Below are 14,170 nucleotides of genomic sequence, written 5' to 3'. Positions count from 1 at the left end.
ATTCAATTTAATGGGGTTATCATTGAAGTTTACGCTTGGCTCTGCTAACGCTTATATGGTTGCCTTTAATAATATCTTTTGGAATACTTTCCACCATATAACTAAACATTGCCTTAAAAATATGGGATGGTTATTTAAAGAAGAAGGTACCTAGCACAAGAGATGTACTAGGTATATTTTAGAAGAAAATAACATTAATATCTAGGTTTTTTCTCAAGAGCGTGACGGCCTTCAACAAAGCGAACTGTACCAGATTTAGCACGCATAACTACTGAATGAGTTAAGGCATAAGCACCTTTATATTGAACACCCTTTAAAAGCTCGCAATCTGTTACAGCTGTCGCTGCAAAAATAGCATCGTCACCTTTTACTAGGTCATCTAAATAAAGTACTTTTTCAACATCCACACCCATTTTTGTGCAGCGTTCTAATTGCTCTTCATCTTCTGGTACTAGTTTTGCTTGGAAGTCGCCACCAAGACATTTTAAAGCTACTGCCGCAATAACACCCTCAGGTGCACCGCCTGTTCCAAACATAATATCAATGCCTGTTTCATCAAAGGCCGTATTGATTGCAGCACCAACATCGCCATCTTGGATAAATTTAATACGTGCACCAGCCTCACGAATTTCATCAACAATCGCTTGGTGACGTGGTCGATCTAAAAGAGTAGCTACAACATCCGAAATATCTTTATTTTTAGCTTTTGCTACTTGTAATAAGTTATAAGTGACCGAAGCATTGATATCCACTTTGCCCGCTGCTTCTGGTCCTACAGCAATTTTCTCCATGTACATATCTGGTGCATTTAACAGATTCCCTTTATCTGCAATAGCAAGAACTGTCATAGCACCATTTGTACCTTTTGCTACAATATTTGTACCTTCTAAAGGATCCACTGCAATATCTACTTTAGGACCACCATTTCGTAAACCAAGTTCTTCACCAATATAAAGCATTGGTGCTTCATCCATTTCGCCTTCACCAATTACTACTGTAGCATGCATTGGAATTGTATCGAACATTTTGCGCATCGCTGTTGTTGCTGCATCATCTGCCTCAATTTTCAAACCGCGCCCCATCCATTTCCCGGATGCGATTGCTGCTGCTTCTGTTACTCGTACTACTTCCATCGATAAACTACGTTCCATTGTTGCTTTGCCTCCCGTTATGGGCACCTTTTCGTGCCAAAACATTCAAATTACCTCTATTGTAACATAATTGGTTGAAAACTTTTAGCTCTCATTATTCCTTTGTCTCAGCTACACGTGCCACAATTGTTTCACGTCGAATATCCGCGCCTAAATCACGTAATTTCTCAATAAGTGAGCTATAACCACGTTCGATATGATAGATATCCTGAATCTCAGTTTCTCCTTCTGCTAAGAGTCCAGCTAACACTAAAGCTGCTCCAGCACGAAGATCTGTAGCTGTTACAGTTGAGCCATGTAATCTACTTGGCCCTTTAATAATTGCTGTGTTTCCTTCTACACGAGCATCTGCATTCATACGACGAAGCTCATCAATATGCTTGAAACGAGCTGTGTAAATAGTATCTGTTACTTTTGAGGAACCAAATGCTTGTGACATTAACACGGCAAGCGGTTGTTGAATATCCGTTGGGAATCCAGGGTATACCAATGTTTTAACATCCACTGCCTGTAATGTTGAGAGGTCTGTTTTTGGCACATAAATACTTTCTTCACCAATCTCAATTTTCACACCCATTTCACGAAGCTTGGCAATAATTGCTTCTAAATGCAGTGGAATAACGTTATCGATCGTTATACCATCACCAACTGCTGCAGCCATAATTAAAAATGTGGAGGCCTCAATGCGATCAGGTATAATCGTATGTTCAGTACCATGTAGCTCTTCTACGCCTTCGATACGAATGACACTTGTACCTGCACCTTTAATATTGGCACCCATATTTGTTAGAAGTGTCGCAACATCAATTATCTCAGGTTCTTTTGCAGCATTTTCAATGACAGTACGTCCCTTAGCAAGGACTGCAGCAAGCATGATATTAATCGTAGCCCCAACACTTGCTACATCTAAATAAATTTTTGCCCCAATTAACTCATCTGCACGTAAATAAATGGCTCCATGTTCATTCGTAATTTTAGCTCCTAAAGCCTCAAAGCCCTTTATATGTTGATCAATAGGTCGAGGTCCTAAAAAACAACCTCCAGGTAAACCAATAACTGCTTTTTTGAAACGTCCAAGCATAGCACCCATTAAATAATAAGAAGCACGTAACTTTTTAACGTTGCCGTTTGGTAAGGGCAATGCAATCATCTCTGTTGGATCGATTGTCATTTTCCCATTCTCAAATGAAACTTCCCCACCAATTTCCTCTAATAGAGCCTTTAACGTCCAAGCATCTGAAATTTCGGGTATCCCTCCAATAGTCACTGGAGAGTTCGCCAAAATTGATGCAGGAATTAAGGCGACTGCACTATTTTTTGCACCACTAACTTTAATTGTACCTTGTAGACGATTTTCGCCAGTAATTTTATAAACATCCATTTTGCGTTCTCCCTCATGATTGGAAAGTAGTATTTTTGCAATTTGCACACTTTATAATCTTATTATTCGCCTTTTCTCTTATTCCAATCCGCTAAAAATCCTTCAATTCCTTTTTCAGTTAATGGATGGTGGAAAAGCTGTTTTAATACTTTAAACGGGGTAGTTGAAATATGTGCACCTGCTAAAGCTGCTGCTGTAACGTGTTGAGGGTGACGGACAGAGGCAGCGATAATTTGTGTATCGATATTATGGATTGTAAAAATATCTGCAATTGTTTCAATTAACTCAACACCATTTTGACCAATGTCATCTAAACGACCGATAAATGGTGATACGTATGTAGCACCTGCACGCGCAGCCATTAATGCTTGGTTAGCACTAAAAATTAATGTTACGTTAGTTTTAATACCTTTGTTTGCAAAGAAACGACATGCCTCTAATCCAGCTGGTGTCATAGGTAGCTTTACTGTGATGTTTGGCGCAATAGCAGCTAACTCCAAACCTTCTTTAATCATTCCTTCTGCATCAAGTGCAATAACTTCCCCACTTACAGAGCCATCAACAAGCTCAGCGATTTCGCGAAGACGATCATGGAAAGAAACATTCTCTTCTTTAGCCACTAACGATGGGTTTGTTGTCACTCCTGATAAAATACCCCATGCATGTGCCTCTTTAATCTCTTCAAAGTTTGCTGTATCAATGAAAAATTTCATATTATTATTTCCTCCTGATCATTTTTCTTATATTATTAAATATTTTCCAAAATTTCTTTATTTCAAAAACAAGAGAAGGTCGATTGAAAGCATCAACACTTCTCTTATTATGTGTATTTATCTATGCTTTTGTAACATATTAAATGCAAAAATTATGCTTTTTGTGCACTTCCAAATTCACGAATTTTACCAATAACCGTAGCTTTGATGGCTTCACGTGCTGGACCAAGGAATTTACGAGGGTCGTAAACAACTTTGTCGTTGTCAAGAATTTCACGAATTACTTTTGTTGCTTCAATTTGATTTTCAGTATTGACGTTGATTTTAGCCGTACCTAATGAAATAGAACGTTGGATATCTTTTGTTGGGATACCTGTACCACCATGTAAAACAAGTGGAAGGTCTGCCAATTTAGAGATTTCCTCCATTTCTTTAAAGCCTAAGTTTGGCTCTCCTTTGTAAGGACCGTGTACAGAGCCAAGTGCTGGCGCTAAGCAGTCAATGTCAGTTAGTTCAACCATTTTGCGACATTCTTCTGGATCAGCGTAAATAATACCACCGATTACGCCATCTTCATCTCCACCAACAGTTCCTAATTCTGCTTCCACAGAAACGCCTTTAGCATGTGCGTATTCTACTACTTCTGAAGTAATTTTCACATTTTCCTCAAATGGGTGATGTGATGCATCAATCATCACGGAAGTAAAGCCTGCATCAATTGCTTCTTTACATTTTGCAAAGCTAGAACCATGGTCAAGGTGAATTGCTACAGGAACTGTAGTACCGTAAGATTCCATTAAACCTTTTACCATATGAACAACAGAAATAAATCCGCCCATATATTTACCTGCACCTTCAGAAACACCAAGAATCACTGGAGATTTTTCTTCTTCAGCTGCTTGTAAAATTGCTTGAGTCCATTCAAGGTTATTAATGTTGAATTGACCAACAGCATAACCTTCTGCTTTTGCTTTAATTAACATCTCTTTCATAGATACTAATGCCATACTAAAAATCCTCCTCATAGGACTATTCTTTCTACATAAACATGCTCCTCAATCATAGCAAAAATAATAGCCCCTGAAAAGCAGGGGCTATTATTTTCTACCCGAAAGCGGAGTGTAACGGAGCGGCAGGGTGACGAAGTGAAGAGTAAAGCAACGAAGTCCTACTCCCCTGAAAAGCACGGGCTATTATTTTCTACCCGAAAGCGGAGTGTAACGGAGCGGCAGGGTGACGAAGTGAAGAGTAAAGCAACGAAGTCCTACTCCCCTGAAAAGCACGGGCTATTATTTTCTACCCGAAAGCGGAGGGTAACGTAGCGGCAGGGTTGACGAAGTGAAGGGTAACGCAACGAAGTCCTAGCCCCTGAAAAGCAGGGGCTATTATTTTCTACCCGAAAGCGGAGGGTAACGTAGCGGCAGGGTTGACGAAGTGAAGGGTAACGCAACGAAGTCCTAGCCCCTGAAAAGCAGGGGCTATTATTTTCTACCCGAAAGCGGAGCGTAACGGAGCGGCTGAAGGGTAACGCAACGAAGTCCTCTCACCTGAAATGCAGAGGCTATTAATCAACATAAAAAAACAGGCCGTGTGTCCACTGCCTGCTTTTTAAACTTGTAAAGCTTTATTTACTTCATCACGCACTTCGAAAATATCAAACGGTTTTGTAAAGTAACGAATGGCTCCTAATTCTAACGCTTCTTGCACAACATCCAATTCTCCGTATGCTGTCATCATAAAAACAGGCAGCTTCGGAAATTTCTTTTTTAAACGTCTCAAAATTTCAATACCATCCATTCCTGGAATTTTCATGTCCAGTAAAACACAATCCATCTCTTGTTCGTCTGCATACTTTAATGCCTCTGAACCATTCGCTGCTAAATATGTAATATATCCTTCCTTTTTCAGCACTTCATTTAAAAGTAAACGAATTCCCTGCTGATCATCGACAATTAGTAATCGTTTCACATCGCATTCCGCCCTTTTTAGTTTTATTCTTACACAAAAACTTTCTTTATTATGTATAATTCTCCTTTTTCAGCTTAATACCTTCTAGTATTATAAATTATCTGCTTTTGCTTTCTACCTTTTACCCTCTATAATATGAATAGAGGTGGGAACATGTCAAAAATTCTAACAACACAATTAAGTGGATTATTACAAAGAATTACACAAAATGAAGAAGTTGCTATCGAGGAGACAGCAAGGTTATTAGCACAAGCCGCAATCGGCGAAGGAAACGTCTATTTTGCTTGCTTTGGAGAAATGCAGGTTGTGGAATTAAATGCACTTCAAGCAGTCGAAACCTTTAGCAAGTTAGCACCTTGGACTACAGACACAAGCTTAACAGAAGCTGATCGGGTTTGCATTTTTACTCGTAGTGCATATGATGAAGAAGCACTCGTCTTAGCCCAAAAATTAAATACACAATTTATTCCCTTTGCTGCTATAGCTAGTGAAGCAGCTAGTGGAGATAACCCTCTTGCAGATTTAGCCTATACGTATGTTTCTACGCGCATTAAAGGCGGTTTAATACCAAATGATCTAGGTCAACGTATTGTTGTACCACATGCACTTGCAGGACTCTTTGTATATGAAGCTGTCAAAATTGCTTATGATGAAATGCTTGGGTTGGATGAAGAAGAATTGTAGTGATCAACTTAAAAAGAGTTGTCTCGTGTATAACGAGACAACTCTTTTTGATTATTTAAATGTTGAGCCGATAAAGTCGCGGAACAATGGTTGTGGACGATTAGGACGTGACACTAGCTCTGGGTGGAATTGACAGGCTACAAAGAAATTGTTTTCTGGTAGCTCAATAATTTCAACTAATTTGCCATCAGGGCTTGTACCTGAGAAGACAAGGCCAGCTGCTTCCATTGCCTCACGATATTCATTGTTAAATTCATAGCGGTGACGATGACGCTCATAAACAAGCTCTTTACCATAAGCTTTGCTTGCTTTTGAACCATCCTTTAATTTACATGGATATAAACCTAAACGTAAAGTACCACCGATATCTACAGTATCATTTTGATCTGGTAAGAAGTCGATAATTGGATACTCTGTATTTGCATCAAGTTCTGTAGAATGAGCACCTTTTAGGCCAAGAACATTACGTGCAAATTCTACTGTTGCTAATTGCATACCTAAACAAATGCCAAGGAAAGGAACATTATTTTCACGTGCATATTGTGTTGCTAAAATTTTACCTTCAACACCACGATCACCAAAGCCACCTGGTACTAAAATAGCGTCAGCACCTTTTAATAGCGCGGCAACATTGTCAGCATCAACGTGTTCTGCATTAATCCAGTCAATTTCAATATCAGAATTATATGCATATCCAGCATGCTTTAATGCCTCAACTACAGAAATGTAAGCATCTTGTAGTTCTACGTATTTCCCGACTAATGCTACCTTTCTTTTATTTGGTAAGTTCTTCACTTTTTCTACAAGCTCACGCCATTCTTCCATATCTGCTTCTGGAGCTTCCATACCAAAATGATCCAAAACGATATCATCTATATCTTGCGCATGTAGGTTTAATGGTACTTCGTATAAATGCTCAGCATCACGAGATTCAATAATTTCATGTGGTTGAACATCACAGAATAACGCTAATTTCTCTTTCATTTCTTGTGGTACTTCTTGTTCAGTACGAACTACGATAATATTTGGCTGAATACCTAAAGAGCGTAATTCTTTAACAGAATGCTGTGTAGGTTTTGTTTTAAGTTCACCAGCTGCTTTAATATAGGGAATAAGTGTACAGTGAATATACATTACATTGTTATGCCCTAAATTTGTTTTCATTTGGCGAATGGCTTCTAGGAATGGCAATGATTCAATATCACCTACTGTTCCACCAACCTCTGTGATCACAACGTCTGCGTTTGTTTCACGACCAGCACGTTGAATACGATCTTTGATTTCGTTTGTAATATGAGGAATTACTTGGACAGTTCCACCGTTATAATCTCCACGACGTTCTTTCTGTAATACAGATTGGTAAACACGACCAGAAGTTACTGTAGAATGTTTCCCTAGGTTAATATCAATAAAACGTTCATAGTGTCCTAAGTCTAAATCTGCTTCAGCACCATCATCTGTTACAAAAACCTCACCATGTTGATAAGGACTCATCGTACCTGGGTCAATATTGATATACGGGTCAAATTTTTGAATCGTCACTTCTAACCCACGATTTTTTAATAAACGGCCTAAAGATGCTGCAACAATCCCTTTTCCAAGTGATGATACAACCCCACCTGTTACAAAAATATACTTCGTCATGAATAAATTCCTCCTTATGATGTTCTAAAATATTAGTGCGTTTAGGGGGGATCAGAACCATTTACATTCTAATACCCTAAAAAAAGAAAAGCCGAGAATGTCTACAAAATGTAGTCGATTCGAAGCTGTAATCGGTTCTATCTCTTTTCCACTTTCCTTTAAACCATAAAACTCTAATAGCTATTCAGTCACCGTTTACTATACATCATGAATAATTAAAAACATTTATATTCATATCGATATTAAAAGTATGGGAGAACTAAAATGATTAAAGTTAAAAACAAAAAAACGCTCCTCCTGCATAGGTTTGCAGGGGGAGCGTATTATATACACGGTCTTTCTCCTTCTTTTAAGGAGCCCAAGTAAAAGATTAAACGTAACCGTGATAGAAGTCAAGATTTTTTGCTTCTAGCTTAAAAGAAAGAAAATTCTAAGAGTACTGTATTAGATCTCTTCCTCTTCTTCTTCAAATTCTTCTTCCTCTTCATCGATAAACTCTTCATCAATTTCTTCATCAATTTCTTCTAGCTCTTCATCATCAAAGTCGATGTCTTCTTTATCGTCATCTTCTTCTTCAAGATCTTCTTCATCAATGAACTCTTCAAAATCTTCATCAAAGTCGATATCTTCTTCATCTAAGTCTACATCTTCATCAAGATCCTCTTCATCAAAGGCAGCTTTAGATTTTTTCTTTTGAGTCTTAACAGAAGGCGCTGTTTCTTCTTCGATTTGCTCTACTTTAAACCATTCACGTAAGCCCCAGCCTGCTTCTTGATTATATAAGAAGCGACCATCAATATTGATGTCTGTATAAAATTGTAACAGACGGGATTTCATTTCTGCATCACTATAGCCCACAAGCTCTTGAATTAATTTTAATAAATCATTAAAAGACACTGAGGCACGTTTTTCATTTAAAATTGCATAAGCTAAGTTAATTAACGATTCTTCTGTTAATTGTTCCTTTGTCATTTCACGAAAATTCAATTCGTGCACTTCCTTTCCCTCATCACAATGGACGTTTTAAAATTACATGGTGCTTTATTCTCCAAGCGCAGCAAAAAAGGCCACGCAAAAGGTACTTTCCATACAATAAGCATAATACCCATTATATACAAAGTTTTAGCCCCTTTGCTAGCTTCAATTACTGTTTTTTATATTACGCATTTTTTTTATTCCAAGATAAAACAAATAGACAGATAATAGTAGTAAAGGAATAGCGCCAATTTGCTTATTATACAGGAAAAAGGCTCCCAATACTAAAGCTAATATAATTATGTAGTGAATAGCTGATTTCATCCTCTACTGCGCCTCCCCTTTTTTTACATTTCTATTATAACGAAAATAAAAAGAAGTGCCTAATCTTAAGACTAGACACTAGAAATTAGAGAAGCATGATACTTGAAATAGAAAACAAGAAGTTTTGAACAACCTTGCTTACATATTACGACGATATTGTCCGCCAACTTCATATAAAGCTTTTGTAATTTGTCCTAAACTTGCTACTTTTACTGACTCCATCAGCTCCGCAAAAATATTGCCATTATTGACGGCCACTTCTTGTAGACGTGCAATCGCAGCTTCACTTTCCTCTTCATTTGCTTTCCAAAAAGCTTGTAAATTACGAATTTGCGTCTCTTTTTCTTCTGTCGATGCACGCGCAATTTCCATATTATCTATATCAGCATCTGAAGGTGGATTTGGGTTCAAGTAAGTATTAACACCAATGATTGGTAACTCCCCTGAATGTTTTAACATTTCGTAGTACATAGATTCTTCTTGAATTTTACCACGTTGGTATTGTGTTTCCATAGCACCTAACACACCGCCACGATCATTAATACGATCAAACTCTTCAAGAACTGCTTCTTCCACAAGATCTGTTAATTCTTCAACAATAAATGCGCCTTGTAGTGGGTTTTCATTTTTTGCTAGACCATGCTCTTTTGTAATAATCATTTGAATTGCCATAGCACGTCTTACAGATTCCTCCGTAGGTGTAGTAATGGCCTCATCGTAGGCGTTTGTATGCAATGAGTTACAGTTATCTTGTAATGCCATTAAAGCCTGTAATGTTGTACGAATATCATTAAAATCAATCTCTTGTGCGTGTAAACTGCGCCCTGACGTTTGAATATGATACTTTAGCTTTTGAGCGCGCTCATTAGCACCATATTTATCACGCATTACAATAGCCCAAATACGTCGTGCCACACGGCCGATTACTGTATACTCTGGATCTAGTCCATTTGAGAAGAAGAATGATAAATTTGGTGCAAAGTCATTGATATTCATGCCACGACTTAAATAATACTCTACATACGTAAAGCCATTAGCTAAGGTGAAGGCTAATTGGGAAATAGGGTTTGCTCCAGCTTCCGCAATATGATAACCCGAAATGGAAACAGAATAATAGTTACGTACTTTATGGTCTATAAAGTATTGCTGAATATCACCCATCATACGTAAGGCAAACTCTGTTGAGAAAATGCATGTATTCTGTCCTTGATCTTCCTTTAAAATATCAGCTTGTACTGTTCCACGTACAACTTGCAATGTTTTTTCGCGTGTCTCGGTAAACTCTTCAACTGTCAAAGTTCGTCCTAGCTCTTGCTCACGTAATTGAACTTGTTGATCGATTGCTGTATTCATAAACATCGCTAAAATAATAGGTGCTGGTCCATTAATAGTCATTGATACAGATGTAGACGGTGCACATAAATCAAAGCCTGCGTAAAGCTTTTTCATATCTTCTAGTGTACAGATCGATACACCTGATTCTCCAACCTTACCGTAAATATCTGGACGGTAATCTGGGTCTTCCCCATACAATGTTACAGAGTCAAATGCTGTAGATAAACGTTTTGCATCATCATCCTTTGATAAATAGTGGAAGCGTTTATTTGTCCGTTCTGGTGTTCCCTCGCCAGCAAATTGACGCTTCGGATCTTCACCCTCACGTTTGAATTGGAAAACCCCCGCCGTATATGGGAATTCGCCAGGAACATTTTCTTTATAAACCCAACGCAAAATTTCCCCATAGTCTTCAAACTTCGGTAAGGCTACTTTTGGAATTTTCGTGCCAGAAAGACTAGTTGTTTTTAAGATGGTACGAATTTCTTTATCACGAACTTTAGTCACAAACTCATCACCAGCATAAGCTTCTTTTAATGCCTGCCAATTATCCAATATACGCTTAGATTCTGCTGTTAATTCATCTCTAACACCTTCTGCTAAAGAAGTAAGCGATGCCACAAGCACATCATCTGGCGCTTTTTCTTGAACGGCTGCAATAGCACCTTCTAATTGGAACAGTCGACGAGCAAATGCCACCTGCTGCTCTGTTTTTTTATGATAGCCACGGACAGTGTCCGTAATCTCACGTAAATAATAACGGCGATCGTTTGGAATAATAACATCTTGCTTTTGCGTTTTCGCAAATTGCTCATAGCTTGTTTCCCAATTAAAACCTGTTTTTTCGTTAATTATTTTAACAAGGGCAGCGAATAATGCATTTGTTCCTTTGTCATTAAATTGGCTAGCTATTGTACCATAGACTGGCATGTTATCAAGTGATTCATCCCAAAGCTCGCGTGAACGTTGATATTGTTTTTGTACTTGTCGTAGGGCGTCCTCTGAGCCTTTTCGCTCAAATTTATTGATCGCAATAACATCTGCAAAGTCAATCATATCAATTTTCTCAAGTTGTGTAGGTGCACCGAATTCGCTTGTCATGACATACATGGATAGATCCGTGTATTTAGTAATTTCGGCATCACCTTGACCAATTCCACTTGTTTCTACGATGATTAAGTCATAACCCGCTACACGTACTACATCTAGCACATCACCAATTGATGCAGATAATTCAGTACGTGAGCCACGTGTTGCTAAACTACGCATATAAACACGATTATTAAAAATAGCGTTCATGCGAATACGATCCCCAAGCAAAGCTCCACCCGTTTTTTGCTTTGTTGGATCGACTGATAGAATGGCTACACGTTTATCTGGGAATTCTTTTAGGAAGCGGCGAATTAGTTCATCCGTTAAGGATGATTTCCCTGCACCACCTGTTCCCGTAATCCCCATTACAGGCGTACCTTTTGAAAGCTTTCTTGCCTCTGCTAGCATTTCTTTCGTAGCTTCATCGTCATTTGACTCAGCTGCTGTTATTAGATTGGCTAAAATTTCAGGCGTCTCTGTCGTTAAAGCCTTTAATTTCTCTAAATAATTACCTGTTGCAGTAGGAAAATCTGTTCCTTTAATTTGTTCATTAATCATTCCCTGTAGCCCTAAAACACGGCCATCCTCTGGTGAGAATATACCTGCAATGCCATACGTATGAAGCTCTTTAATTTCACGAGGTAAAATAACTCCTCCACCACCGCCATAAATTTTAATATGTGGTGCTCCTTTTTCACGCAGTAAATCATACATATATTTAAAGTATTCCATATGTCCGCCTTGATAAGAAGAAACAGCAATCCCTTGTGCATCTTCTTGTATCGCAGCATTCACGACTTCTTCAACAGAACGGTTATGACCTAAATGGATTACCTCTACACCGCTCGATTGTAAAATGCGTCGCATAATATTGACTGAAGCATCATGTCCATCAAAAAGACTCGATGCTGTCACAAAACGTACGTGATTTTTTGGACGATATACTTCTACCTTTGTCATATGAAATCCCCACTCTCTCCCATATTGAATAAAAAAAGCCGGCAATTGCAATATCGCTATATGCAATTGCCGACAAACCCCTTACAAAATATTAAAACCCCTTTATGCCTGAAATGAACAAGGTGATTTGCATGTCAATGAATTCGTCAATAGAATGCTGACGATGTAAAGCCCATTTGCGAAACGCCCAGCTTTGTCCTGAAACAACTAAGTTATTGGCTGCTAAATGGATTTGCTTATCTGTCATTGTTAGTTCGCCAGACTGCACACATCGCTGTAACAAGCGTTCAAATGTGGCAACCATTTCAAACTCTTTACTAAAAACATAGCGTTGTGCTTCTTTCGACAATGATTTTGTTTCTTGATACATGATTGTTAGCTCATCAACCATACTATCGATTTGCAGAAAGTATTCCCGAATCATTTCTTTTAACTCATCAATTGTTCCTGCTTTAATCTCATAACTTGAAAGACGCTCCATCGCATGGTGATAGATACTGTCACAAACAAGGTATAGAACGTCTTCTTTCGTTCGGATGTATTCATACAAAGTACCGATACTAAAGCCTGCAGCTTTTGCAATCTCTCTCGTCGTGGCACGGTGAAAGCCTTTTTCTTTAAATAGCTTAATAGCTCCTTGAATCATTTGTTCACGACGAATGGCGATTAGATTTTCATCTTTTACGGTTGACTGTACTTGGGGCCTTTTATCTTTATCAGTCATCAATTATTTCGTTAGCATACGCGAGATAACAAGACGTTGAATCTCCTGCGTACCTTCGTAAATTTGTGTAATTTTAGCATCACGCATAAAGCGCTCTACAGGGTAATCTTTTGTATAACCATAACCACCAAATACTTGAACCGCCTCTGTCGTTACACTCATCGCTGTATCGCCAGCCATTAATTTCGCCATTGCAGATGCCTTACCATATGGTAGGTTATTAGATTCTAACCATGCCGCTTGGTATGTAAGAAGTCGAGAAGCCTCTATTTGCGTTGCCATATCAGCTAATTTAAAGGAAATGCCTTGATTTGCAGTGAGCGGTTTACCAAATTGCACACGTTCTTTGGCATAGTCAACTGCTGCATCGAGTGCTCCTTGTGCAATTCCTACTGCTTGAGCTGCAATACCATTACGTCCACCATCTAGTGTCGTCATGGCAATCTTAAAGCCTTCCCCTTCAGCCCCTAATAGATTTTCCTTTGGAACACGACAGTTATCAAAAATAATCTCTGTTGTTGGAGATGAACGAATTCCTAATTTCTTTTCTTTCTTCCCTACAGAGAAACCTTCAAATCCAGCTTCCACGATAAATGCGGATGTGCCATGTTTTGCTTCTGGATCTGTTACTGCAAATACAATATATGTATCTGCTACTCCACCGTTCGTAATAAAGATTTTTGAGCCGTTTAAAATATAATCATCGCCATCACGTTTTGCATAAGTTTTCATGCCACCCGCATCAGAGCCAGAGCCAGGTTCTGTTAAACCATACGCACCAATATGTTTGCCTTCAGCCATGGGACGAAGGTATTTTTGTTTTTGTTCTTCTGTACCGAACTTGTAAAGTGGCCAACCTGCCAGTGAAGTATGTGCAGATAAAGTTACACCAGTCGAAGCACAAACACGTGAAAGTTCCTCAACAGCTATGACATATGCAAGGTAATCAAATCCTGCACCACCATATTCCTCAGGCCATGGAATACCAGTAAGCCCAAGCTCCGCCATTTTGTCGAAAATCGCACGGTCAAATTCTTCATTTTCGTCACGTTCAGCAGCTGTTGGCGCCACTTCATTTATAGCAAAATCACGAATCATTTCACGTAATTGTTCATGCTCTTCTGTTAACTGAAAGTTCATTGTCCATTTCCCCTTTTTAGTTAGACTCTGTTTTGTATTACCTGATTATGGTTAGTTTAGATTAGGAGCGTTTTTCCCT

Annotated in this window: 11 protein-coding genes; 1 reads left to right on the top strand and 10 read right to left on the bottom strand. The window is 38.6% G+C overall.

Annotated elements, in window-relative coordinates; all coding sequences use genetic code 11:
- Positions 1-194 precede the first annotated feature (194 nt).
- From glpX to RCJ95_RS06380, 5 genes are all read right to left on the bottom strand, one after another.
- A complete protein-coding gene (gene glpX, locus RCJ95_RS06400) occupies positions 195-1,151 on the bottom strand; it encodes a class II fructose-bisphosphatase (protein ID WP_004269449.1) in 957 nt (318 codons plus the stop codon).
- A gap of 94 nt (positions 1,152-1,245) precedes the next feature.
- Positions 1,246-2,532 carry a UDP-N-acetylglucosamine 1-carboxyvinyltransferase gene (locus RCJ95_RS06395; protein ID WP_048395599.1) on the bottom strand — a complete coding sequence of 429 codons (1,287 nt, stop codon included), beginning with the start codon at positions 2,530-2,532 and terminating at the stop codon, positions 1,246-1,248.
- 62 nt (positions 2,533-2,594) lie between these two features.
- On the bottom strand, positions 2,595-3,245 hold the full coding sequence (gene fsa, locus RCJ95_RS06390; protein WP_004269447.1) for a fructose-6-phosphate aldolase: 651 nt from the start codon (positions 3,243-3,245) through the stop codon (positions 2,595-2,597).
- Between the two features lie 152 nt (positions 3,246-3,397).
- The gene (locus RCJ95_RS06385) at positions 3,398-4,252 is read right to left on the bottom strand and encodes a class II fructose-bisphosphate aldolase (RefSeq protein ID WP_004269446.1); all 855 of its coding nucleotides are present in this window, start codon (positions 4,250-4,252) and stop codon (positions 3,398-3,400) included.
- Positions 4,253-4,853: 601 nt separating this feature from the next.
- A complete protein-coding gene (locus RCJ95_RS06380; RefSeq protein ID WP_004269444.1) occupies positions 4,854-5,213 on the bottom strand; it encodes a response regulator in 360 nt (119 codons plus the stop codon).
- A gap of 153 nt (positions 5,214-5,366) precedes the next feature.
- Between RCJ95_RS06380 and RCJ95_RS06375 the strand changes: the two genes are divergently transcribed.
- On the top strand, positions 5,367-5,897 hold the full coding sequence (locus RCJ95_RS06375) for a DUF2529 family protein (protein ID WP_369354317.1): 531 nt from the start codon (positions 5,367-5,369) through the stop codon (positions 5,895-5,897).
- A gap of 51 nt (positions 5,898-5,948) precedes the next feature.
- On the opposite strand, the gene RCJ95_RS06370 is transcribed toward RCJ95_RS06375, so the two are convergent.
- The 5 genes from RCJ95_RS06370 to RCJ95_RS06350 all read right to left on the bottom strand — a co-directional run bounded on the left by RCJ95_RS06370 (position 5,949) and on the right by RCJ95_RS06350 (position 14,091).
- The gene (locus RCJ95_RS06370) at positions 5,949-7,541 is read right to left on the bottom strand and encodes a CTP synthase (RefSeq protein ID WP_221679350.1); all 1,593 of its coding nucleotides are present in this window, start codon (positions 7,539-7,541) and stop codon (positions 5,949-5,951) included.
- A gap of 444 nt (positions 7,542-7,985) precedes the next feature.
- Positions 7,986-8,528: a DNA-directed RNA polymerase subunit delta gene (gene rpoE / locus RCJ95_RS06365; protein ID WP_004269441.1), complete on the bottom strand. Its 543-nt coding sequence runs from the start codon at positions 8,526-8,528 to the stop codon at positions 7,986-7,988.
- A gap of 450 nt (positions 8,529-8,978) precedes the next feature.
- Positions 8,979-12,227, bottom strand: coding sequence for a fused isobutyryl-CoA mutase/GTPase IcmF (gene icmF, locus RCJ95_RS06360; RefSeq protein WP_446722029.1), 3,249 nt, complete (start codon positions 12,225-12,227; stop codon positions 8,979-8,981).
- Positions 12,228-12,318: 91 nt separating this feature from the next.
- Positions 12,319-12,951, bottom strand: coding sequence for a TetR/AcrR family transcriptional regulator (locus tag RCJ95_RS06355; RefSeq protein WP_004269438.1), 633 nt, complete (start codon positions 12,949-12,951; stop codon positions 12,319-12,321).
- Between the two features lie 3 nt (positions 12,952-12,954).
- Entirely contained in the window at positions 12,955-14,091 is a 1,137-nt protein-coding gene (locus RCJ95_RS06350) for an acyl-CoA dehydrogenase (protein ID WP_004269437.1), read from the bottom strand.
- Positions 14,092-14,170 lie beyond the last annotated feature (79 nt).

The organism is Lysinibacillus sp. BSL11 (assembly GCF_052928325.1).
Note: the sequence above shows the minus strand (reverse complement) of the source record. Positions and strands in the feature narration are given on the sequence as shown.